Here is a 21798-nt window from a genome sequence, read left to right on the forward strand (position 1 = left end):
TGGCCGGTGCGGGCGAATGAATCTATATCCCGTTTTGACGTGTTTATTCCGTCAAGGTCCGTCGGTACAGGAAGAAGACCCGCTCGATCCAGGCGCCCGCGCTGCCCGAGTAGAACGGGACCGGCCCCACCCAGCCGATCTGCGCACGGTCCAGGCCCGCTGCCTGCTGATCCCGCAGGCAGCGCCGCAGCAGCACCCCACCGATGCCCGACCCCTCGGCTACCGGCGCGGTGCCCATCGGCCCGAACCAGCTCGGCCGGGACGACCCGTACGCGGCGAAGCCCAGCACCTCGCCGCCCCGCTCCGCCAGGTGGCAGCCAGCCCCGTCCCGACCCACCGACCCGGCCAGCTCGCCGTCCCACGTGCCACCGAAGGTGGACCGGGCGAACGCGGTAAGCGCCGGCAGGTCCCTCGGCTCCGCCCGGCGTACGGTCACGCCCTGGTCGGCCAGCCGACGCTCCGCCGCCTCGGTGGACCGCAGCGCCGGCGACCCGTCGTACGACAGGTCGGCGGTCATGTTCCAGGCGGTCCGGTCCTGCTGGTAGCCGAGCGCGAGGGCGGCACACACCGCCGGCGTGTAGCGGACGTCGATGCCCGGCCAGGCGTAGTACGGCGGGTTCCCGGCCAGCAGCACCTCGGTCGCGCCGCGCTCGGCGAGCACCCGCTCGGCCCGTCGCAGCAGCGAACGGCCGACGCCTCGGCGGCGCTGATCCGGGAGGACGGCGACCAGGTCCACGTGCCCGATGCCCGGCTCGGTCGACGACACGGAGCAGAGCAGCACCCCGACCAGGTCCGCTCCCCGGTACGCTCCCAGGCCGACCACCTGCCGGCCGGCGGTGGCCCGGGGCCAGAGCACGTCCACGATGGGGGCCGCCTCGGCGGCGTCCTCGGGCAGGTCGAGAGCCTGTTCGCAGAGCCGCACCACGGCGGGGACCAGGTCGGCGCTCAGCTCGGTGACGGTGATCTCGGCGTCCATGGTCGCCGACCCTAGATCACCGGGTACCGGGTCGCACCCCCGCGGCAGCGCCAACGGCGGCGTAGGCGTCGACCTGACCGGCCCCGGTGATGTTCGACGGAGCACCACAGGCGTCGGACGGGTTGCTGGAGCGGTAGGTCGGCGTGGCCGCCGTGGCGGTGTCCCGCAGGATCTGCCGGGTCCGGGTCACATCGCCGACCAGCGCCGGGTTCGCCGACCACATCAGTGCGACCACCCCCGCCACCTGCGGGGTCGCCATCGAGGTGCCGTCCAACGCGGCGTACGTGCCACCCGGCATGGCCGACACCACCCCCACACCCGGTGCGAGCACGTCCGGCTTACCCGGGCTGCCCGGAACCGGCCCGCGCGAGGAGAACTCGGCGACCCGTCGCTGCGAGTCCACCGCCCCCACGGTCAGCACGTCCGGGAACGGGGCTGGTGGGTCGTCGATCGACGCGCACCACGGCCCGGTGTTGCCGGCTGCGGCGACCACGAAGATCCCGGCGGCGTCCAGCGCCGCGGTGGCCGGCCGCAGCACGCCCCGGTCGCAACCCTCGATGGGCGGGCAGCCCCACGAGTTGGTCAGCACCTGCGGGGCGCGCTCCGGGCGGCCGTCCGTGAACGGGTCGCCGCCGGTCGGGAAGGGTGCCAGCATGAACTGGAGACAGTCCAGGTAGTGCCCGGGGCTGCCGAGGTTGCGGTCCAGGTTGACGCAGCCCACCCACTGCGCGTCCGGTGCCACCCCGATGCCGTCCCGCCCGACCGCGCTGCCCACCGTGTGGGTGCCGTGCCCGCCCTGGTCGGTCGGGCTGCGGGTGCCGTCCCACGGGTCGTACCAGGAGTCGTCGCCGCCACGGAACCCGGGTCGCAGCGCCGGATGGGTGCCGTCCACCCCCGAATCCGAGCTGCCGACCACGATGCCCGCGCCGGTCACCCCGAGCTGGGACCACACCCGGTCGGCGCCGATCTGGCGGATGTTCCATTCCGGACCGGTGGGCTTGGGCGCGGTGCCCCGGCTCTGCCCGGCCGGTGCCGGCAGTGGTCGGAGGCGCTGGCTGATCAGCACCCGGGCCACCTCCGGCCGGCGGGCGAGCCACGCGCGCACCACCGGGCCGCCGTCCACCTCGACCGCGTTCACGAGGTAGTACGACACCGGGTCGAGTCGGAGCCGGGTCAGCTCCCGGACCAGGTCGGCCTGGCTCTGCTCGGCGGTCGTCACCAGCCGCCGGTAGACCTCCGTCGCGCGGGCATCCCGCCCGGCCCGACCCGCCGCGCCGGTCGGCAGACCGGTCAGGTCCGCCTGCGCGCGCAGCACCACGAGCAGCCGCTCGCCGTACAGACCCGGTTGGCCGGGGCCGAGGTCGACCACACCGAACGCCACCAACAGCACCACGGCGGTCGCTGCGGCGAACCGACGGCTCGGGGTACGCGCCGACGGTCGGGCGAGCAGCACCGCGTACCCGATGGCGACCAGGACGGCGACGGCGAGCCCGGCGCCGGCGGCGGCCGCCACCCAGAACGGAACGTCCCGGGTGCCGACCAGCAGCAGGGTGATCTCTTCCGGGTCGGTGAAGGCGAGCGGGCCGAGTGCGGCCAGGCCCACGAGCCAACCGGTCGCCGTCCGGCCGGCGCGCACGGAGGCGGCCGGGTCGACGGTGGGCCGCCAGGCAGCGGCCCACAGTGCGGCCAGTGCGAAACCCGCCGGCGGCAGGGTCCACAGCGCGGGCAACTGTGCACCGGACTGGCCCGTGCCGGCGGCGAGCAGGAGTAGCGCCACCCCGGCGACCAGGCCCCCGACCAGCACCAGCCGAGCCGGCCGGGGCGGCCGGCCGACCGCGAACCGGGACCAGAACGTGGCGTCCAACAGGGTCGCGGCCAGCACTCCGAGCGCGGCGGACGCCAGCAGCGCGAGCACGGTCTCCAGGAGCCCGCCGAGCGCGCCCAGCCAGGCCCACGGCAGCAGCATCGCCAACCCGGCGGCGACCGCGAGCAGCGGCACCGCACCGGGCCGACGTGCGTGCCCGGCCGGCTCGGCCCCGGTCTGCGCGACGTCGCCGGCCTCGACCCGTGGGGCCCCGCCGGCCCCGGTCCGCGCGGCGTCGCTGTCTTCGGTGGATGCCGCGCCGACGACCGCGTCAGCTGCTCCGGGGTACGTCCCACGGCGCGCCGACCAGCGCACGACAAGTGCGGTGAGTCCGGCCAGGCCGGCCAGCGCGGCGAGGTACGCCTCGTGGTGCACCGGCGGCACGACCCGCAGCGCGGTGAACACCGCGAGCGCGACGGCCCCGACGAGCCAGACCCGCCCGGTGGCCCGGACCGTGGTCGAGCGGGGCAGCACGGCCAGCAGCAGGGCGGGCGTGCCCACCAGCACGACGGCGACCAGCCCGAGCACGGGCCAGAGCCAACCGACCCGGTCCCGTCCGAACCCGAGCAGTACCTGATCGGTGACCCAACCGCCGGACTGGATGGCCACGGTGACCGCGACCGTCCAGCAGCCGACCAGCACGGCCACGACCACCGGCCAGGGGGAACCGCGATCGTTGAGTTCGTGGTGCGCAGGCTCACCGTGCATCCGAGAACCTTACGACCAATGTCGAACGGTTAGACCCGGACATCGCGTCGCGGACGGATGGAGGCCCGCAGTGATCAGGTGATGAAAAGTAGGTCCTGATCGTCGCAGGCACCTGTTTTCCATCACCTGACCAAGGCAGGAGGGGCGGCTACGCCGGTCCGAGCGGGGTGGATGCGAGCACGGCACGGTCGGGCGACGAATGTCGACAGGCTGGCACGGGGTTACGGTGGACGGGTGCGTGACCCCAATGTCTCCCGATCCGCCGCCGGCCAACTGTCGCCGGTCCGCCGTGCCTCCGACCTGCGTCGACTGCGCGCCGAGCGCTTCGACGTGCTGGTCATCGGGGGCGGGGTGACCGGTGCCGGTGCGGCCCTGGACGCGGCGTCCCGGGGCCTCAAGGTGGCCCTCGTCGAGGCGCGCGACCTCGCCTCCGGCACCTCCAGCCGGTCCAGCAAACTCATCCACGGTGGCCTGCGCTACCTGGAGCAGTTGGAGTTCAACCTGGTGCACGAGGCGCTCACCGAGCGCGGCCTGCTCGCCACCCGGCTCGCGCCGCACCTGGTGCGTCCGGTGCCGTTCCTGGTGCCGCTGCCGGCCGGGCGGGGCCTGCGCGACCTGCCGGGCCGAATCTTCCGCCGCTCGTACTACGGTGCCGGCGTGGCCACCTACGACGCCTTCGCTGGGCTGTTCGGCGGCGGCCGGGGGATGCCCCTGCACCGGCACCTGACCCGGGAGGGCGCCCGGCGGATCTTCCCGAGTCTGCGAGCCGACGCGCTGGCCGGGGCGATCCGCTACTACGACGGGCAGGTCGACGACGCACGTCTGGTGGTCACCCTGGCCCGCACCGCCGCCAGCCTCGGCGCGACAGTGGTGAGCAGCGCCCGTGCCGTCGGGCTGATCCGGCAGGCGCGTGAGGTGACCGGCGTCCGCGTACGCGACCTGGAGGCACCGGCGGGCTCACCGGACGCGGAGTTCGAGGTGCACGCCCGCACCGTCATCGCCGCCACGGGTGTGTGGAGCGACGACATGTCCCGGATGCTCAACGACGTGGGCCTGCGGCCCGGCATCCGGGTGCGCGCCTCCAAGGGGGTGCACCTGGTGGTGCCCCGCTCGGCGATCACCGGTGAGACGGGGCTCATCCTGCGTACGGCGAAGTCGGTGCTCTTCGTCATCCCGTGGGGCGGGCACTGGATCATCGGCACCACCGACACCGACTGGCGGCTGGACCGGTCCCACCCGGCCGCCTCCGCGAGTGACATCGACTACCTCCTCGAACAGGTCAACACCGTGCTGGACCGGCCGTTGACCACCGCCGACATCGAGGGCGTCTACGCGGGGCTGCGGCCGCTGCTGGCCGGTGAGGCCGACTCGACCTCGAAGCTCTCCCGCGAGCACGCGGTCTTCGAGCCCATGCTCGGGTTGCTGTTGGTGGCCGGCGGCAAGTACACGACGTACCGGGTGATGGCCTCCGACGTGGTCGACCGTGCGGCCCGCCGCCTCGGCGGCACCCGCCCGTCGCGCACCGCCGACCTGCCGCTGCTGGGTGCCGACGGTTACCCGGCGATGTGGCGTGACCGGGCCGACCTGGCTCGCCGGCACGGCGTGCCGGTGGGCGTGGTGGAGCACCTGCTGGAGCGGTACGGCAGCCTCACCCTGGACCTGCTGGCGCTGGTCGACGCCGATCCACTGCTCGCGTCCCCGCTGGCGGGTGCTCCGGAGTATCTGGCGGCCGAGGTCGCGTACGCGGCGCGAGCCGAGGGTGCGCTGCACCTGGAGGACGTGCTGACCCGGAGGACGCGGATCTCGTTCGAGACCAGCCATCGGGGGTTGGAGTCGGCGGAGCACGCCGCCGAACTGATGGGCGCGGTGCTCGGTTGGGACGCGGCCACCCGGGCCCGCGAGGTGGAGCACTACCGCGCCCGGGTGGAGGCGGAGCGGCAGTCCCAGTTGATGCCGGACGACGCGGCTGCGGACGCGGCCCGGCTCGGCGCCCCGGACGTCCGGGGTTACGCGGCCGACCGGGGTGGCGACGACGAGGCGGAGCTGCGGTCGTCCGCTCGATGACGAATTGCGACGTTACCAATGGGTAACCATCGATACCGACCCGGATGGTGGTTTCGAACGCTACCTACGGTGGGGTAGGTTTCCGCGCGTGCTACCCCGCGCGCGCCCCCGTCTGCTCCCACCCCTCCTCGCCGTCGCGCTCGCCGGTGCCCTGGCCGGGTGCTCGCTGTTCGGCGGTGACGAGCCGGGTAAAACAGTCGCGCAACCGACCTCAGCCGTGGCGGGGGGTGGGTCGCAACTGGAGATCCCCACCACCGTTGCCGCCGGTCAGGTCAGCCTGCTCCAACGGCTCGGCGAGGACGGCCCACTGCGCACCCTGAGCGTCGAGCGGGACGGCGCGTGGCAGTGCCTCGACTGCGCCGGCGACGGCGTGACCTCCCGGGGCACCCTCGCCCCGGAGCTGACCGAACGGCTCCAGGTGCTGCTCGCCAACCCGGCGCTGGCCGACGAGACCGACCAGGCCCGGCGCTACCGGACCACCTGCATCGACGCGCTGACGTCCAGCCTCATCACCTCGGCCGGGCTGGTCACCTCGCAGGACTGCCCGGGCGAGGAGCGCACACCGGTCGCCGGCGAGATCCTGCTGCTACTCACCCAGGCGACCCCGGCCGAGGTCAAGGGCTGACCGCAGCCGGTCAGAGCACCTTGCCCGGGTTGAGCAGACCGGCCGGGTCGAGCGCCGACTTGATCGCCTGGTGCACCCGGACGCCGACCGGCCCGATCTCCCGGGCCAGCCAGTCCCGCTTGAGCAGCCCCACCCCGTGCTCGCCGGTGCACGTGCCACCCAGGTCGAGGCCGAGCCGCATGATCTCGTCGAACGCGCGCCGGCCCCGCTCCACGCTCGCCGGGTCGGCCCGGTCGACCACGATGTTCGGGTGCATGTTGCCGTCCCCGGCGTGCCCCACCACACCGATCGGCACCTCGCACTCCGCCGCGATCCGGGCTACCCCGTCCAGCAGCGCCGCGAGCGAACCACGCGGCACCGCCACGTCGTCGATCACCAGACCGCCGTTGCCACCCGGGTACGCGTCGGCGGCGAACTTCTCCATCGCCGGGTGCGCCAGCCGACGGGCCTGGAGCAGCGCCGCCGCCTCCACCGCGTCGGTGGCCGCGTAGACCTCGTCGGCGCCGGCCGCCTCGCACACCCCGGCCAAGCCGGCCAGGTCGTCGGCGGCCCGCGGGCCGGTGTCCGCCGCAGCCAGCAGCAGCGCCTGCGCATCGGTGCGCAGCCCCATCGGCTGGTACGCCTCGATCGCCCGCAGATGGGTCTGGTCGAGTAGCTCCAACAGGCTGGGGGTGAGCCCACGAGCCGCGATCTCGGCCACCGCGGCGCCGGCCGCGGCGGTGGACGGGAAGACCGCCACCAGGGTCAGCGAGTCGGCCGGCGCGGGTCGCAGCGCCACGGTCACTTCGGTGATCACGCCGAGAGTGCCCTCCGAGCCGACGAAGAGCCGGGTCAGGTCGTAACCGGCCACCCCCTTGGCGGTACGCCGGCCGGTGCGCAGCACCTCACCGGAGGCGAGCACCACCTCCAGGCCGAGGACGTACTCGGTGGTCACGCCGTACTTCACGCAGCACATGCCGCCGGCGTTGGTGGCCACGTTGCCGCCGATCGTCGACGACTCCCAGGAACCGGGGTCCGGCGGGTACCAGAGCCCCTGCTTGGCCACCGCCCCGGCCAGCGCCGCGTTGACCACGCCGGGTTGGACCACCGCGATCCGGCTCACCGGGTCGATCTCCCGGATCTCGTCCATCGCGACGGTGCTGATCACCACCGCGCCGTCCACCGCGTTCGCCGCGCCGGCCAGCCCGGTCCGCGCGCCCTGCGGCACCACCGGTACGCCGTGCCGCGCCGCCGCCCGCACCACGGCGACCACCTGTTCGGTGCTGCGCGGGCGGGTCACCACGAGCGGGGTGCCGGCGGCGCACAGGTCGGCCTCGTCCCGCTGGTGCATCCGCAGCAGGTCCGGGTCGGTGAGCACGGCGTCGTCGCCGAGCGCGTCGCGCAGGTCGTCGAGGAGATCGGTGGGGGCCATGCAGCCGAGGCTAGGTCGCCGGCCGGCGATCATCAACATGATCGACTGTGCGGGATAGCTTGGGCACCATGCTCTACCTGGACCGGCCTGCCTGGCCGTGGCGCGGTCGGCTCTGGTCGCACCTGATCAGCGACGTCTCGTACGCCGAGTTGCACGCCTTCGCCGAGACGCTCGGCGCGCCCCGACGCGGCTTCGACCGGGACCACTACGACATCCCGGCCGACCGGTTCGCGGCGGCGGTATGGCTCGGTGCCCAGGTGGTGCCGAGCCGGGAACTGGTCCGGTTGCTCCGCACGGCCGGGCTGCGTCGCCCGAAGCACCTGGTCAGCCCACGTTCTCCGGCTCCCCGGTGAGCGCGGCCAGCTCGCGGCGCACGTTGTCCCGGGCGGGCTCCTCCCACCGGCTCGCCAGCGGTGGGCACCGGAACAGCGTGGGCAGCGCCAACAGGTTGGTCAACACCGCGGCCCGCCCGGCCCGGAAGGCCGGCTCCGGCACGTGGGCGTACTCCCGGCGGATCGCCGCCGCGTACCGCTCGTAGTTGGCTGGCGGCGCGGCCAGCACGGCGAGGTCCGCGTCACACAGCAGGGCACCGTCCCGGTCGTCCGGTGCCACGGTGTGCCCGGCGGTGAGCAGCACCAGCCGGCGCACCTCGGCCACCGTCGGCGCCGGCACCCCGAGCCCGGTGAGCACCTCGTCGGCCAGCGCGGCGCTGTCGCGTTCGTTGGCGTGACCGGCGGCTCGGGGGTCGTAGACGGCGTCGTGGAACCAGGCCGCCAGCCGGACCAGGTCGGCCCGAGCGGCCAGGTCGGCGTACTCGTCCACCACGTCGAGCACCGCCGTCAGGTGGGCCAGCGTGTGATAGTGCCGGTGCGGCTCCCGCCACCGGGCGATCACCTGCTCCCCGGCCCGGGTCGTGTCCGGGTCGGGTTTCGCGCCAGCGCCCCGGGTCACCGCCCGCCACCGGTCCAGCAGATCAACCACCCGTCCGAGTCTGCCGCATCCGCCCGCGACGCGCGGGAGGGGAGGATTCAGTCGGCCCACCACGGGTAGTCGCGCCCATGGCCGTGGCCCGGGACAAGCGACAGCCGATGGTGCGACGTACCGCGCTGCGCGAGGGGTTGGTGGACATCGACGGCGCGCGGATCGCCGAGGCCACCGAACAACTGCGCCATCGCGGCCGGGCAACCCTGCACGACCGGCTGCACCGGGTACGGATGGCCGGCGGACTCGCCGTACAGGCCGGGCTGGCCGCCGGGCTCGCGTACCTGATCTCGCACAAGGTGCTCGGCAACCCGCAACCGGTCTTCGCGCCGATCTCCGCGGTCGGCACCCTGGCCGCGTCGGTCGGCCAGCGGTTCCGCCGGACCATGGAGCTGATCGTCGGGGTGGGGGTCGGGGTGGCCGTCGGTGACCTCCTGATCTACCTGCTCGGCACCGGGGCGTGGCAGCTCGGTCTGGTGGTCACCGTGGCGATCCTGCTCACCATCTTCGCCGGAGCGAGCGTGGCCATCGTGATCCAGGCGGCGGCCACGGCGGTGCTGATCGTGACGTTGAGCCCGTCGACCCAGAACCTGGAGATCCCCCGCTTCGTCGACGCGTTCCTCGGCGGTGGGATCGCGCTGCTGGTCACGGCGGTGTTGCTTCCGCTGAACCCGCTGCGGGTGATCAACCGGGCCGCCCGGCCGGCGCTGGACCTGCTCGCCACCCAACTCGACGTCACCGCCGACGGGTTACGCAGTCGGGACCGCGCCGGCATCCAGCGGGCGCTGGACCGGCTGCGCGACAACAAGGAGGAACTGGCCACGTTGACCGAGGCGATCGAGGGTGCGAAGGAGACGGCCACCCTCTCCCCGGCCCGCTGGCACCGCCGCAGTGAACTGATCCACTACGCGGAGGCGGCCGACCCGATCGACCGGGCGATGCGTAACAGCGGCACGCTGATCCGCCGGTCGGTGACCCTCATCGAGGACGACGAGCCGGTGCCCGATCCGATGCCGGACGCGATCGGTCACCTCGCCGAGTCGGTCCGGCTGCTCAAGCACGAGTTCGCCGCTGGGGAGGAGCCGGAGAAGGCCCGGGAGCGCTCCCTGCGGGCGGTCAGCGAAGCCGGCCGGGCGTACGGGGCCGGCGTCGGCTTCTCCGGCAGCGTGGTGGTCGCCCAGATCCGGACCACCGCGAGCGACCTGCTGGTGGCCTCCGGGATCGAGCAGGAGGAGGCGAACCGGTGGATCCGCTCCGCCTTCGGGGAGCAGGAGCGGCCGGTCGGTGAGCCGGCCACACCCGACGAGACGCCGAAACCGCCCACCGCCCCACCCGTCGGCTGAGCAAGGAAGGGCCCTTCCTTAACGCCTCATGTATAGGAGGGGGCCCTTCCTAACATCGCGACGCGTCGGGCCGCGCGAGCCCTCAGCCCAGTTCGGCGAGCGCCGCGAGCAGCCGGTCCACCTGGGCCGCCGTGCTGCCCAGCCCGATGCTGGCACGCAGCGCGGTGGGCGGCAGGTCCCGCCGACCGGTACGCCCCGCCGCCTCGCCGAGCAGACGCCGGGCCAGCGGGTGGGCGCAGAACAGCCCGTCGCGTACGCCGATGTGGTGCTCGGCGGCCAGCCGCGCGGCCACGTCGCCGGATTCCCGGCCGGCGACCACGAACGAGACGATCCCGACGCGGGGCGCGTCCGGGCCGAAGGTGCGCAGCTCCACGACGTGCGGCAGAGCGGCGATGCCGGTCCGCAGTCGAGTCAGCAGCGCCTGCTCGTGGGCGGCCAGCGCGGCCCGGTCGGCGTCGCCGAGCGCCGCGCACACGGCCGCCAGCGCCACCGCGCCGAGCAGGTTCGGGGTGCCGCCCTCGTGCCGCGCAGGGCCGGTCGCCCAGTTCACGTCGTGGGTGGCCGGTCCGACGTGGCTGGTGGCGCCGCCCCCGGCCAGGTACGGCGGTGCGGCGTCCAGCCAGTCCGCCGTGCCGACCAGCACACCCGCACCGAACGGCGCGTACAGCTTGTGGCCGGACACGGCCAGGTAGTCGACGTCGAGCGCGAGCAGATCGACCGGGGCGTGCGGGGCGAGTTGCGCGGCGTCCAGCACGATCCGGGCGCCATGCCGGTGCGCCACCCGGGCCAGCTCGGCGACCGGCCACCGCTCCCCGGTCACGTTGCTGGCACCGGTCACCGCGACCAGCACCGGCAGCGCCGGGTTGCTGCCCCGGCGCAGTTCGGTGAGGGCCGCGGCGAGGTCGCGTACCGCCGCGTCCGGGTCGGTGGGCACCGGCAACCGCACCGAGCCGCGTGGCCAGGGCAGCAGGTTGGCGTGGTGCTCACTGGCGAAGGTGACCACAGTCGTACCGGCCGGCAGGGCCCGCGCCAGCAGGTTCAGCGCGTCGGTCGTGTTGCGGGTGAAGATCACGTGATCGTCGGCGCGGGCACCGAAGAAGTCACCGACCGTCTGCCGGGCCTGCTCGTAGGCCAGGGTGCAGCGTCGGGACAGGGCTCCCGCCCCACGGTGCACGCTCGCGTACCACGGCAGCAGCTCGGCCACCGCGTCGGCGGCGGCCCGCGCGCACGGCGCGCTGGCCGCGTAGTCCAGGTTGATCTCGCCCGGTACGCCGAGGACGTCGAGCGGCCCCGACGAGGCCGGCTCGGGCGCGGCGTCGAAGCGGGTGGGCAGCGAGGGGAGCAGGGTGACGGGCACGCCGGAACCTCCGGGGTCAGGGACCCCGGGTGCACTGTCGGGACGGGGTCCGCGCTTGCCCAGCACACCGATCGGGCTGGGCCCGGTCATCACCCGGGGCACCCCACCGCGAACTCGACGAGGGTTGCCGGCCAGCAAGCCGGGGCTTCGCGCTGGCACTCGTGACCTGCCGGCAGCATAACTGCTACCGATGCGACCGGACCAGCCGGCGGCGGATGGCTACGCTGACCGCATGGCCGACACCCCGCCCGGTTCACCCCTGCCGTCGCCGCCCGCACCCCCAGCCCCGTCCGTCGGCGAGGCGCCCCGGATGCCGCGGCGCCGACTGGGCTGGCGGCGGTTCCTGGCGCTGGCCGGGGTGGTGCTGCTCATCGCCGCCTGCGCGGTGTTCATGGTCTTCACGCTCGGCCAGTCGCTCGGTGTGCAGGCCCTGCTGATCGGGGTGGCCGCCGCCGTCCTGCCGGTGCCGGTACTGGTCGCCTGCTTCCTCTGGCTGGACCGGTACGAACCCGAGCCGCTGAAATACTTGATCTTCTGCTTCGCCTGGGGCGCGTTCGTCTCCACCGCCGCCTCGCTCACCGTGAACGACTTCGCCGCCGGCCGCTTCGCCGACTGGGGTCTGCCGTCCGCGCTGACCGGAGTGCTGGTGGCACCGTTCATCGAGGAGTCGACCAAGGCGCTCGGCCCGATCCTGCTGCTGGTGTTCCGCCGTCGCGAGTGGTCCGGGATCACCGACGGCCTGGTCTACTGCGGGCTGTCCGCGGTCGGCTTCGCCATGGTGGAGAACATCCTCTACCTGGGCGGGTTGGGCTACGCGTCCGGAGTCGACCGGTACGGCCCAGCGACCGGCATCCAGCAGGTCATCGCGATCTTCATCCTGCGGATCCTGCTGTTCGGGTTCGCCCATCCGCTTTTCACCTCGATGACCGGTGTGGGGTTGGGCATCGCGGCGCGGACGGCCGACCGGCGGGTCCGGGTGCTCGCCCCGATCGCCGGCCTGCTGCTGGCGATGATGTTGCACGGCACGTGGAACCTGCTGCCCACGCTGACCCAGGCCACCGGCGAGGCGGTGATCATGCTGTACGGCTTCCTGGGCCTGATGGTGCCGGTCTTCTTCGGCACGGTGGGGTTGGCGGTGTGGCTGCGCGCCTGGGAGGGGCGGCTCACCGAGCGCGTCCTGCCGGACTACGTGCGCGCCGGCTGGCTGAGCCCGCCCGAGGTGGCCGCGCTGAGCAGCCTCGGCCGCCGGCACGCGGCCCGCAGTTGGGCACGCCGGGTGGCCGGTGACGCCGGGGTGCGGGCGATGCGCGGTTACCAGGCCGCCGCCACCCGGTTGGCCCTGCTTCGCGACGGCACTCTGCGTGGCCTGGACCGAAAGGCCGCCGACCAGGAACGGACCGCCCGGGAGGAGCGGGAGTTGCTGGACGCGATCAGCGCGTACCGGTCGGTCTTCGTCGGTCGGGATCCGCAGGCTCCGACCGGGATCTGGGACGGCAGCCGTTACCACCTGCGCTTCCCGGACGGCGCCCAGCGTCCGGTGGACGCGCCGGAGGAGCCGGTGGTGCCGATTCCGGTGGTGCTGGCTCCCGCCCCGCCGCCGGTGGGATACCCCCCGCCCGGCTGGCCCGGCCTGCGACCGCCCGCGCCCTGGCCCCCGGGTCACAGCTGACGGCTGGTGGCCGCCGGTTGGCGGCTCAGGTCAAGGGCGGCTCAGGTCATCAGCGAGGTGAGGAAGTCACCGAACCCCTGGAACATCGCGATCAACGCGGCCCCGATCGCTCGGAACATCTGTGCGGCACCGTCCGGCCGGAAGGCCATGAAGTAGATCAAGAACGCGACGCTGCCCCAGGTCAACAGCTTCTTCACGAATATCGGCATCGTCCCTCCCCAGGGCCACGGTCGCCGGATGGCTTCCCGTCGTGCGGCCGGGCAAACGGTGCGCGGCAGGGGAGGGAGCGTCAGAGGTAGAGGCCGGTCGGGTCGTTCTCGATCCGCTCGGCGGCCACGGCGTGCACGTCGCGTTCGCGGAGCAGCACGTACCCGCGACCGTGCAGCTCGACCTCGGAACGGTCGTCCGGGTCGAAGAGCACCCGGTCGCCGGAGACGATGGCGCGGACGTTCGGCCCCACCCCGACCGCGGTGGCCCAGGCGAGGCGCTTGCCGACCGCGGCGGTCGCCGGAATGACGATGCCGGCGGTGGAGCGGCGTTCGCCTTCGCTGCCCTCCATCCGCACCAGCACGCGGTCGTGCAGCAGGCGGATCGGCAGGCCGGCGTCGAGATCGTTGTCGGCGGTCACGCCGCAGACGCTACCGTGTGGCCGACGGTGGCCCGCCGGTGGTTACGCCGGTGGTGACGGGGGCATTGTGTGGCGGAACTGCCCTACGGTGTCGGGAACGGACGTATGCTGTCCGACCTGTCGTCGTGGGCGGGCCGGGTTTTCTGCCAGGAGGTGCGCTTGAGCCGCTTCGAGCGGGTACGCGGGCGGCTTCGCCGCGCCTACCAGTCACGACAGGAGTCGGCGCGCGTCGACGAGGGCACCTCGAGCGACGAGTTGAGCAACGTCTCGGAGGCCGCCCGGGTGGCGTCGCCGGCCGTGCCGGGGCCGGCCGCTCTGCCGAGCGCCACGGTCTACGGCGCGGAACCCCCGGTGGACCTGCACAGCTCGACGTCCAGTCGGGACGACGCCGACGTTCCGCACGGCCTCCGGATCGCCGCCGCGTGGTGTTGGCGACTGATCGTGATCGGCGTGGTGGCCTGGGCGCTGGTGGTGATCGTCAGCACGATCAAGATCGTGATCATTCCGTTGGCCATCGCGCTGCTGCTCTCCGCGCTGCTCGCGCCGGCGGTGGGCTGGCTGTTGCGGGCCCGGTTCCCCCGGTCGCTGGCGACGGCGGTGGTGCTGGTCGGCGGCCTGGCCGCGGTGATCGGCACGCTGACGCTTGTGGTCAACGAGTTCATCCGTGGCGTACCGGAACTGAGCGAGAAGTCCTCGGAGGGCGTCCGGCAGATCCAGAACTGGCTGAAGACGGGCCCGTTGCACCTCTCCGACACCCAGCTCGACCGCTACATCGAAGAGGCGCAGGACTGGATCAACAACAACACCTCGCGGTTCACCAGCGGCGCCCTGAGCACCGCGGCGACGCTTGCCGAGGTGCTGACCGGCACGCTGCTGGTCCTGTTCGCGACGTTCTTCTTCCTGCGTGACGGCAACCGGATCTGGCGCTTCCTGGTCCGGCTGCTGCCGGTGGCCGCCCGGTGGAAGGTCGACGACGCGGGCCGCGCCTCCTGGCAGACGCTCGTCGCCTACGTCCGCGCGACCGTCCTGGTCGCCTTCATCGACGCCGTCGGCATCGGCATCTTCCTGGTCATCTTCGACATCCCGTTCGCCTTCCCGCTGGCGGCGTTGGTCTTCCTCGGCGCGTTCATCCCGATCGTCGGTGCGGCGCTCTCCGGCGGCGTCGCGGTGCTGGTGGCACTTGTCGACAGCGGTCCGGGCATCGCGTTGATCATCCTGGGGGCGGTGATCGGCGTGCAGCAGATCGAGGGGCACGTACTCCAACCGCTGATCATGGGACGGGCGGTCGCCCTCCACCCGCTCGCGGTGATCATCGGGATCGCCGCCGGTGTCGTACTCGCCGGCATCACCGGCGCGCTGGTCTCCGTGCCGCTCATCGCGGTGCTGAACACCGCGGTCCGCCGGCTCGCCGCCCGACGGGTCCCGGACACCCCACCCGACGCCGTGGTCGTCGCCGCGCACGCCCCCTAGCCCTGCCCGCCCGACGCGGGCGCGGGTCAGGACTTGGCCAGGCGTTCCAGGGCGCCGCGAGCCACCTCGGGGCGCGTCGTGTACCAGAACGGGGGCAGCGAGCGGCGCAGGAACGGCCCGTAGCCACGGGCCGTCTCCAGCCGTGAGTCGAGCACCGCGACCACGCCCTTGTCGCCGTTCGCCCGGATGAGTCGCCCCACGCCCTGAGCCAGCCGCACCGCCGCGATCGGCACGCTGACCGCGGCGAAGCCGGAGCCGCCGCCGGCATCCACAGCAGCGGCGCGGGCAGCCGCCAGCGGCTCGTCCGGGCGCGGGAAAGGCAGCCGGTCGATGACGACGAGCTGGCACGCGTCACCCGGCACATCCACCCCCTGCCACAGCGACATCACCCCGAACAGGCAGCTGGCGCGCTCCTCGCGGAACCGGCGGACCAGCAACGGCAGGGCCTCCTCGCCCTGGAGCAGCACAGGCAGGTCGGTCCGCGCGCGCAGCAGCTCCGCGGCCTGCTGCGCGGCCCGCCGGGAGGAGAAGAGCCCGAGAGTACGACCACCGAGTGCTCCGACCAGCCCGAGCAACTCCTCTCCGGCGGCCTCGGGGAGCCCGGAGACGCTGGGGCGGGGCAGGTGCGCGGCGACGTACAGGATGCCCTGCCGGGCGTAGTCGAACGGTGAGCCGACGTCGAGGGACCGCCACCCGGGGCCCTCGGTCGCCGGTACGACGGCACTGGGGGGCGCGTCCCCGGCCAGCCGACGGCCCGGCGTCTCGGCGGCCGGACGACCCGGGCCGGTGCGGGCGGCCAGCGCGGCCGACGCGGGGGACGGCGGTGCGGGTGGGGGAGCGTCCAGCCCGAGGGCGCGGGCCACCGTGTCGAACCGGCCGCCCAGCGCCAGGGTCGCCGAGGTGGCGACGACTGTGCGTTCGTCGTACAGGTGGGTGGCGAGGGTGCCGGCCACCGACAGCGGCGCGACCACCAGTGCCCGGCGGCTGCCGCTGTCGTTCTTCTCCACCCAGGCCACGTCGTGGTCGCCCTCCTCCAGCAGCCGCTGGGCGGTGGTGGAGAGCTCGTCCAGGGCAGCCTTGGCCTGCTGCTTGCGGACCGGGTCGGGGTCGTCGGACTTGATGTCGCCGATGGCGTCCAGGGCGGATCGGGTCGCCGCGTCGAGCAGCGTGCACGCCTCCCGCAGGGGCGTCGGTAGCCCGGCGGTGATGCGCCCGGCCGGTGCCTCGGCCAGCCCCACCGCGAGGGCGTCACCGGCCGCGGTGAGCGCTTCGGCGGTCTCCGGCCGCAGCAGCGTGCGGGCCCGGCGGGCGGTCCGGTCGATCAGCTCCGGCACCAGCTCCGCCTGGGCCGCGGAGGAGACCCGGTCGGCCAGCTCGTGCGCCTCGTCGACGATGAGCAGCTTGTGCGGCGGCACGATGTGCCGGTCGGCGAGCATGTCGACCGCGAGCAGGCTGTGGTTGGTCACCACGATGTCGGCCTCCCGGGCGCGGGCCCGCGACGCCTCGGCGAAGCACTCCTGCCCGAACGGGCAACGGGTCGCGCCGACGCACTCGCGGGCCGGCATCGACACCAGCCGCCAGGCCTGGTCGTCGACGCCCGGGTCCAGCTCGTCCCGGTCGCCGGTGGCGGTCTTCTCGGCCCAGTCGCGCAGCCGCTCGACCTGCTTGCCCAACCGGCCCGCCTCACCGAGCCACTTCGTCCCGCCGCCGGGGCGGGCCGCGGGGGCGTCGAAGAGGGTGTCCTCCGGCTCCTCCTCGGTGGAGTTGTCCAGTCGGGCGAGGCAGAGGTAGTGGTGGCGGCCCTTGAGCACGGCGAAGGTGGGTCGACGGCCGAGCACCGGCTCGACCGCGTCGGCGAGCCGGGGCAGGTCGTGGTCGACCAGCTGGGACTGCAACGCCAGGGTGGCGGTGGAGACCACCACCGGGCCGTCCACAGTGAGCGCCGGCGCGAGGTAGGCCAGCGACTTGCCGGTGCCGGTGCCGGCCTGCACGAGCAGATGCTCGCCGCCGGCCACGCACTCCTCGATCGCCGTGGTCATCTGCAACTGGCCGGGGCGTTCCGCGCCGCCGGGCACGGCGCCGACCGCCGCCGCCAGCAGCTCCGTGCCACTGGGCCGGGCACCCCGCCGCCGCCCCTTGGCACGGGCCGACGGGGTGGCGGAACCGGTGGCGGTGCGGGGCGGAGTCACCGTGCGACGGTACCCGGCGCCGCCGACACCGACCGTGCCCATCCGCCGCGTGGCGCGATGCCGACCCGGCCGGCGTCGCGACCGACCCCGTCCGGTTACGGCCGCGCTACGACGCGTTGGGCCGTATCGGTTAGGGTGCGAATCATGCCGAGCGACATGGTCCGAGTGATCTACCGCAAGTACGACGGCAGCGCCCACCGCGACTACCCGGCCCGCCGGCTCACCGAGGACGACCTCGGCATCTGGCTCGGCGTGCCCGAGGGCACCGAGTCGGTCTACCACGGCCGGCCGTCGGTGGAGAAGATCCCGTTCGTCCTGCTGGTGCCTCACCGCGCCTGGTGGACGGCCATGTTCAACCCGCCGCCCCGCACCAGCGAGGTCTACTGCGACATCACCACTCCGGCCCGCTGGGAATCCGACGACACCGTGAACCTCATCGACCTGGACCTCGACGTGGTACGGCGTCGGGCCACCGGCCTGGTGGAGCTGCTCGACGAGGACGAGTTCGCCGAGCACCGGGCTCGGTTCGGTTACCCGGACGACGTGGTGGCCGAGGCCGAAGCAGCGGCCCAGCGGCTGTTCGGAGCCCTCGGCGACGGCACGGAGCCGTTCGCCAGCGCGTACCGCAAGTGGTTGGCTCTCGTGGTCTGACGCCGCCCACGGCGGGGTCGGCTCACCAGCGCGGCGGCCAGGTGTCGTCGTCGCCCAACGGCGTCAGGGCGGCGAGCTTCTCCGGATTGAGCTGGTTGTAGATGGCGGTGATCCGCCCCTCGTGCACCGCGAACGCGGTGACCAGGCGGATCGGCCGGCCGTCGCTGTGCGTCGTCTCCATCTGCAGGCCGAGCACGCCGTCGACCAGTACCGGCCGGGACAGCACGCGTTGTGCGTACCGGCCGGTCCGGCCGAACAGACCGAGTGTGAGGCGGGCCACGGCGTCCGCGCCGAGCACCGGCCGCCGCGCCGCCGGGAAGTGCCCGCCCGAGTCGCCGACGAGCACCACGTCCGGCGCGAGCACCCGGAGCAGCTGATCCAGGTCGCCGGACTCGGTCGCGACGACGAACGCTTCGAGCACCCGACGTTGCTCGGCCCGGTCGGCGGTGTGCCGCGGAACGTCCGGCGCGGTGACCGCCCGGCGTGCCCGGGAGGCGAGCTGTCGGGCCGACACCTCGGTGGTGCCGAGCACCTCGGCGACCCGGGCGAACGGCACCGCGAACACGTCGTGCAGCACGAGAGCGACCCGCTGCTCCGGTGCCAGCCGTTCCAGCACCACCAGCAACGCCGCGCCGACCTCGTCGGTGCGGACCGCCCGGTCCGCCGGGTCGGGTGCGTAGCCGTCCGAGGACGGTTCGCCGCCCAACGGGCTCACCACCGGCTCCGGAAGCCACTGACCGGGGTACGCCTCCCGGCGGACCCGGGCCGAGCGGAGCACGTCCAGGCAGATGCGGGCGCAGGTGGTGGTCAGCCACGCGGACAACTCACGGATCTCGGCGCGGGCGTCCGGGTCGGCGAGCGCCCCGGCACAGCGCAACCAGGTCTCCTGCACCGCGTCCTCCGCCTCAGCGCGGCTGCCCAGCATCCGGTGGGCCACCGCGAGCAGCCGACCCCGCTCGGCCTCGAACTCCGTCGCCAGGTCCCGCACGACCCCACCACCCTCCCGGTCGGCACCGTCCTGGCGTACATCCTTGCCGCAACCGCACGCAGCGGCAGCCCCGCCGGGACGGACGGCCGTCCCGGCGAGGGCCCTTGGCGGGCGGATGGTCTGCGGGTGGGCGATGATCCGTGGATGAGCGCACCCCAGCAAGGGCAGATCGTGGCACCCGCTGGCGGCTCCGTGCGGGAGTTGCTGCGGGTCACCGCGCCGGTGGACCTCGGCGCCATCGACCCCCGATCCACGCCCGGCCTGCCGGAGACGGCGGGGCGCGGCGAACGCCGTAAGGCCTGGGCACGAGAGCAGGTGGAGCTGGTCGGTGGCGAGTTGGGCCAGCAGCAGGAGATGCTCTTCGCGATGGCCAAGACCGGGTCGGAGCGGCCCGCACACCGGGTGCTGCTGGTGCTTCAGGCCATGGACTGCGGTGGCAAGGACGGCACGATCAAGCGGGTGGCCGGCGCGATGAACCCGCTGGGCCTGCACATCCGCTCGTTCGGGCCGCCGACCCGCCAGGAGTTGCGGCACGACTTCCTCTGGCGGATTCGTCGGGAGTTGCCGCCGCCGGGGTACGTGGGGATGTTCAACCGTTCGCACTACGAGGACGTGTTGATCGCCCGGGTCGGTTCGCTGGTGCCGGCGACGACCTGGCGGGCCCGCTACGACGCGATCAACTCGTTCGAACGGGAGCTGAGCGAGGGTGGAATGACCCTGGTCAAGGTCATGTTGCACATCTCGTACGACGAGCAGGGCAAGCGCCTGCTGGAACGCCTCACCGACCCGCGCAAGCACTGGAAGTACAACCCGTCCGACATCGACTCCCGAGGGCACTGGGACGAGTACCAGGCCGCGTACGCCGAGGCCCTCAGCCGGTGTGGCACGGACGCCGCGCCCTGGTTCGTGGTGCCGGCGGACCGCAAGTGGTACCGGGACTGGGCGGTGGCTCACCTGCTGCGTGAGACGTTCGACACCCTCGACCTCGGGTATCCGGCTGCCGATTTCGACGTGAACGAGGAGCGGAAACGGCTGGGTGCTGGGGGACCGGGTACGCGTGGGGCAGCCGAGATGAACAGCAGGTTAACGAGCGGTGAATGACGCCTGGCCAGGGGTGGGCCGGCGAATTCGCGGTTCAGTCGTTTCCTAGCATTCACCGAGCGGCCGCTCTTCGGGCACCGCCACCCTTCCACCGACGCGACGAGGTCTGTGCTGTGAAGTTTTCCTTCCGCCCCACCGAGGGCGCCTTCTACGAGCTCTTCACCAGGGCCGCGCAGAACCTGGTCCGGGGCACCGCGCTGCTCAACGAGCTGGCCCTGCCCGGCGTGGACGTGCAGTCCGTCAGCGAGCGGCTGACCGAGGTCGAGCACGACAGCGACCAGATCACCCACGAGCTGTACAAGAAGATCAACTCGACCTTCATCACGCCGTTCGACCGGGAGGACATCTACCGGCTCGGCTCGCTGCTGGACGACGTGATGGACCACCTGGAAGCGGTGGGCGACCTGCTCTACCTGTACGGGCTGACCGAGCTGCCGGCGCTGCCCCGCGAGCTGCACGAGATGGTCAACGTGCTCGACCAGCAGGCCAAGCTGACCGCCGACGCGATGCCCCGGCTGAAGTCGATGAAGGACCTCGAGGACTACTGGATCGAGTGCAACCGGCTGGAGAACGAGGGCGACCGGATCAACCGGCAGTTGCTCGTCCGGCTCTTCTCCGGCGAGTACGACGCGTTGACGGTGCTGAAGATGAAGGAGGTCGCCGACGAGTTGGAGGCCGCCTGCGACGCCTTCGAGCACGTGGCCAACACAGTCGAGACCATCGCCGTCAAGGAGTCCTGAGCCGGTGACTCCCGAACTCATCGCCGTGCTGGCGGTGATCGCGGTGGCTTTGGCGTTCGACTACACCAACGGCTTCCACGACGCCGCCAACGCGATCGCGACAAGCGTCTCCACCCGGGCGCTGACACCCCGGATCGCCCTGCTCCTCGCCGCGGTCGGCAACTTCATCGGCGCGCACTTCGGCGCCGGAGTCGCCAAGACCGTCGGCGACGGCCTGGTCACCCTGCCCACCGGTGTGAGCAGCCTGGGGGTGGTCTTCGCCGGTGTGCTCGGCGCGATCGCCTGGAACCTGATCACCTGGTATTTCGGTCTGCCGTCGTCGTCCTCGCACGCGCTCTTCGGTGGTCTGGTCGGCGCGACCCTGCTGTCCACCGGTGGCATCGTGCAGTGGGTCAACATCGGCGAGAAGGTGCTCCTGCCGATGGTGCTCTCGCCGATCGTCGGCCTCACCCTCGGCTACCTGCTGATGCTGGCCATCCTCTGGCTGTTCCGGAAGGGGCAGCCGGGCAAGCTCAACCGGGGCTTCCGCTGGGCGCAGACTCTTTCGGCGGCCGCCATGTCGGTCGGCCACGGCATGCAGGACGCCGCCAAGACCATGGGCATCGTCGTGCTGGCGCTCTACACCGGCGGCTTCCAGGAGAGCAAGACGCACATCCCCGGCTGGGTGTTCTGGACCTCGGCGACCATGCTGGCGCTCGGCACGTACGCCGGTGGTTGGCGGATCATCCGCACTCTCGGCCGCAAGATCATCGACCTGGGCCCGCCCGAGGGCTTCGCCGCCGAGACGGTGGCCAGCGCGGTGCTCTACTTCAATGCCCTGGTGCTGAAGGCGCCGATCTCCACCACCCACACGATCACCTCGGCGATCATGGGTGTGGGCGCGACCAAGCGGCTGTCCGCGGTCCGCTGGAACGTCGCCGGCAACATCGTGCTCGCCTGGATCATCACGTTCCCGGCCGCCGCGCTGATCGCCTGCGTCACCTATCTGCTGGTCCGGCCGCTCTTCGGCTGACCCGGTCCCGGGCCCCTTGTC

Annotated in this window: 19 protein-coding genes and 1 riboswitch; of the genes, 10 read left to right on the forward strand and 9 right to left on the reverse strand. The window is 73.0% G+C overall.

Annotation, left to right across the window (positions count from 1 at the left end; all coding sequences use genetic code 11):
- Window positions 1–43: 43 nt before the first annotated feature.
- Window positions 44–976 (reverse strand): GNAT family N-acetyltransferase, encoded by a 933-nt coding sequence (locus tag ABGB10_RS18745; protein WP_347662125.1) that lies wholly within the window; start codon window positions 974–976, stop codon window positions 44–46.
- A 16-nt stretch (window positions 977–992) separates the two neighbouring features.
- Window positions 993–3548, reverse strand: a complete 2556-nt coding sequence (locus ABGB10_RS18750; RefSeq protein ID WP_347662126.1) for a S8 family serine peptidase — start codon at window positions 3546–3548, stop codon at window positions 993–995.
- Between the two features lie 234 nt (window positions 3549–3782).
- Here ABGB10_RS18750 and ABGB10_RS18755 point away from each other — a divergent pair, with 234 nt between their 5' ends.
- Both ABGB10_RS18755 and ABGB10_RS18760 read left to right on the forward strand, forming a co-directional pair.
- A complete protein-coding gene (locus tag ABGB10_RS18755) occupies window positions 3783–5612 on the forward strand; it encodes a glycerol-3-phosphate dehydrogenase/oxidase (protein ID WP_347662127.1) in 1830 nt (609 codons plus the stop codon).
- Window positions 5613–5700: 88 nt separating this feature from the next.
- On the forward strand, window positions 5701–6237 hold the full coding sequence (locus ABGB10_RS18760) for a hypothetical protein (protein ID WP_347662128.1): 537 nt from the start codon (window positions 5701–5703) through the stop codon (window positions 6235–6237).
- Between the two features lie 10 nt (window positions 6238–6247).
- On the opposite strand, the gene ABGB10_RS18765 is transcribed toward ABGB10_RS18760, so the two are convergent.
- The gene (locus ABGB10_RS18765) at window positions 6248–7648 is read right to left on the reverse strand and encodes an FAD-linked oxidase C-terminal domain-containing protein (protein ID WP_347662129.1); all 1401 of its coding nucleotides are present in this window, start codon (window positions 7646–7648) and stop codon (window positions 6248–6250) included.
- A gap of 68 nt (window positions 7649–7716) precedes the next feature.
- Between ABGB10_RS18765 and ABGB10_RS18770 the strand changes: the two genes are divergently transcribed.
- Window positions 7717–8001, forward strand: coding sequence for a DUF4031 domain-containing protein (locus ABGB10_RS18770; protein WP_347662187.1), 285 nt, complete (start codon window positions 7717–7719; stop codon window positions 7999–8001).
- Here the strand turns inward: ABGB10_RS18770 and ABGB10_RS18775 are convergent.
- Window positions 7973–8629 carry a metal-dependent phosphohydrolase gene (locus ABGB10_RS18775; protein ID WP_347662130.1) on the reverse strand — a complete coding sequence of 219 codons (657 nt, stop codon included), beginning with the start codon at window positions 8627–8629 and terminating at the stop codon, window positions 7973–7975. The two genes, ABGB10_RS18770 and ABGB10_RS18775, sit on opposite strands and share 29 nt — an antisense overlap.
- Window positions 8630–8736: 107 nt before the next feature.
- Between ABGB10_RS18775 and ABGB10_RS18780 the strand changes: the two genes are divergently transcribed.
- The gene (locus tag ABGB10_RS18780; RefSeq protein ID WP_347662131.1) at window positions 8737–9972 is read left to right on the forward strand and encodes an FUSC family protein; all 1236 of its coding nucleotides are present in this window, start codon (window positions 8737–8739) and stop codon (window positions 9970–9972) included.
- 82 nt (window positions 9973–10054) lie between these two features.
- Here the strand turns inward: ABGB10_RS18780 and ABGB10_RS18785 are convergent, their stop codons facing one another.
- Entirely contained in the window at window positions 10055–11305 is a 1251-nt protein-coding gene (locus ABGB10_RS18785) for an aminotransferase class V-fold PLP-dependent enzyme (protein ID WP_347662188.1), read from the reverse strand.
- A gap of 70 nt (window positions 11306–11375) precedes the next feature.
- Window positions 11376–11496, reverse strand: a riboswitch (SAM riboswitch).
- Between the two features lie 23 nt (window positions 11497–11519).
- Here ABGB10_RS18785 and ABGB10_RS18790 point away from each other — a divergent pair.
- A complete protein-coding gene (locus ABGB10_RS18790) occupies window positions 11520–12998 on the forward strand; it encodes a PrsW family intramembrane metalloprotease (RefSeq protein WP_347662132.1) in 1479 nt (492 codons plus the stop codon).
- Window positions 12999–13039: 41 nt separating this feature from the next.
- On the opposite strand, the gene ABGB10_RS18795 is transcribed toward ABGB10_RS18790, so the two are convergent.
- Both ABGB10_RS18795 and ABGB10_RS18800 read right to left on the reverse strand, forming a co-directional pair.
- Window positions 13040–13207, reverse strand: coding sequence for a hypothetical protein (locus tag ABGB10_RS18795; protein ID WP_347662133.1), 168 nt, complete (start codon window positions 13205–13207; stop codon window positions 13040–13042).
- Between the two features lie 80 nt (window positions 13208–13287).
- Window positions 13288–13626 (reverse strand): co-chaperone GroES, encoded by a 339-nt coding sequence (locus ABGB10_RS18800; RefSeq protein WP_145778711.1) that lies wholly within the window; start codon window positions 13624–13626, stop codon window positions 13288–13290.
- 105 nt (window positions 13627–13731) lie between these two features.
- Here ABGB10_RS18800 and ABGB10_RS18805 point away from each other — a divergent pair, with 105 nt between their 5' ends.
- Window positions 13732–15096, forward strand: a complete 1365-nt coding sequence (locus tag ABGB10_RS18805; protein ID WP_347662134.1) for an AI-2E family transporter — start codon at window positions 13732–13734, stop codon at window positions 15094–15096.
- A 26-nt stretch (window positions 15097–15122) separates the two neighbouring features.
- Here the strand turns inward: ABGB10_RS18805 and ABGB10_RS18810 are convergent, their stop codons facing one another.
- Entirely contained in the window at window positions 15123–17327 is a 2205-nt protein-coding gene (locus ABGB10_RS18810; RefSeq protein ID WP_347662135.1) for an ATP-dependent DNA helicase, read from the reverse strand.
- A gap of 102 nt (window positions 17328–17429) precedes the next feature.
- On the opposite strand from ABGB10_RS18810, the gene ABGB10_RS18815 reads away from it, so the two are divergent.
- On the forward strand, window positions 17430–17936 hold the full coding sequence (locus ABGB10_RS18815) for a DUF402 domain-containing protein (protein WP_347662136.1): 507 nt from the start codon (window positions 17430–17432) through the stop codon (window positions 17934–17936).
- A 22-nt stretch (window positions 17937–17958) separates the two neighbouring features.
- Here the strand turns inward: ABGB10_RS18815 and sigJ are convergent, their stop codons facing one another.
- On the reverse strand, window positions 17959–18924 hold the full coding sequence (sigJ, locus tag ABGB10_RS18820; protein WP_347662137.1) for an RNA polymerase sigma factor SigJ: 966 nt from the start codon (window positions 18922–18924) through the stop codon (window positions 17959–17961).
- Between the two features lie 144 nt (window positions 18925–19068).
- On the opposite strand from sigJ, the gene ABGB10_RS18825 reads away from it, so the two are divergent.
- The 3 genes from ABGB10_RS18825 (at window position 19069) to ABGB10_RS18835 (ending at window position 21777) form a co-directional block, all read left to right on the forward strand.
- Window positions 19069–20025: a PPK2 family polyphosphate kinase gene (locus ABGB10_RS18825; protein WP_347662138.1), complete on the forward strand. Its 957-nt coding sequence runs from the start codon at window positions 19069–19071 to the stop codon at window positions 20023–20025.
- 113 nt (window positions 20026–20138) lie between these two features.
- Window positions 20139–20765: a DUF47 family protein gene (locus ABGB10_RS18830; protein WP_030327784.1), complete on the forward strand. Its 627-nt coding sequence runs from the start codon at window positions 20139–20141 to the stop codon at window positions 20763–20765.
- Window positions 20766–20769: 4 nt separating this feature from the next.
- A complete protein-coding gene (locus ABGB10_RS18835; protein WP_347662139.1) occupies window positions 20770–21777 on the forward strand; it encodes an inorganic phosphate transporter in 1008 nt (335 codons plus the stop codon).
- The last annotated feature ends 21 nt before the right edge of the window (window positions 21778–21798 follow it).

Origin of the sequence: Micromonospora sp. B9E7, from assembly GCF_039871815.1 — a bacterium.
In the GTDB taxonomy this organism is placed as follows: domain Bacteria; phylum Actinomycetota; class Actinomycetes; order Mycobacteriales; family Micromonosporaceae; genus Micromonospora.

Coding starts and splice junctions, on each gene's coding strand:
- ABGB10_RS18750 (WP_347662126.1), bottom strand. CDS start 3,548: ATGCACGGTGAGCCTGCGCACCACGAACTCAACGATCGCGGTTCCCCC.
- ABGB10_RS18825 (WP_347662138.1), top strand. CDS start 19,069: ATGAGCGCACCCCAGCAAGGGCAGATCGTGGCACCCGCTGGCGGCTCC.
- ABGB10_RS18815 (WP_347662136.1), top strand. CDS start 17,430: ATGCCGAGCGACATGGTCCGAGTGATCTACCGCAAGTACGACGGCAGC.
- ABGB10_RS18780 (WP_347662131.1), top strand. CDS start 8,737: ATGGTGCGACGTACCGCGCTGCGCGAGGGGTTGGTGGACATCGACGGC.
- ABGB10_RS18805 (WP_347662134.1), top strand. CDS start 13,732: ATGCTGTCCGACCTGTCGTCGTGGGCGGGCCGGGTTTTCTGCCAGGAG.
- ABGB10_RS18745 (WP_347662125.1), bottom strand. CDS start 976: ATGGACGCCGAGATCACCGTCACCGAGCTGAGCGCCGACCTGGTCCCC.
- ABGB10_RS18770 (WP_347662187.1), top strand. CDS start 7,717: ATGCTCTACCTGGACCGGCCTGCCTGGCCGTGGCGCGGTCGGCTCTGG.
- ABGB10_RS18790 (WP_347662132.1), top strand. CDS start 11,520: ATGCGACCGGACCAGCCGGCGGCGGATGGCTACGCTGACCGCATGGCC.
- ABGB10_RS18795 (WP_347662133.1), bottom strand. CDS start 13,207: ATGCCGATATTCGTGAAGAAGCTGTTGACCTGGGGCAGCGTCGCGTTC.
- ABGB10_RS18765 (WP_347662129.1), bottom strand. CDS start 7,648: ATGGCCCCCACCGATCTCCTCGACGACCTGCGCGACGCGCTCGGCGAC.
- ABGB10_RS18810 (WP_347662135.1), bottom strand. CDS start 17,327: ATGGGCACGGTCGGTGTCGGCGGCGCCGGGTACCGTCGCACGGTGACT.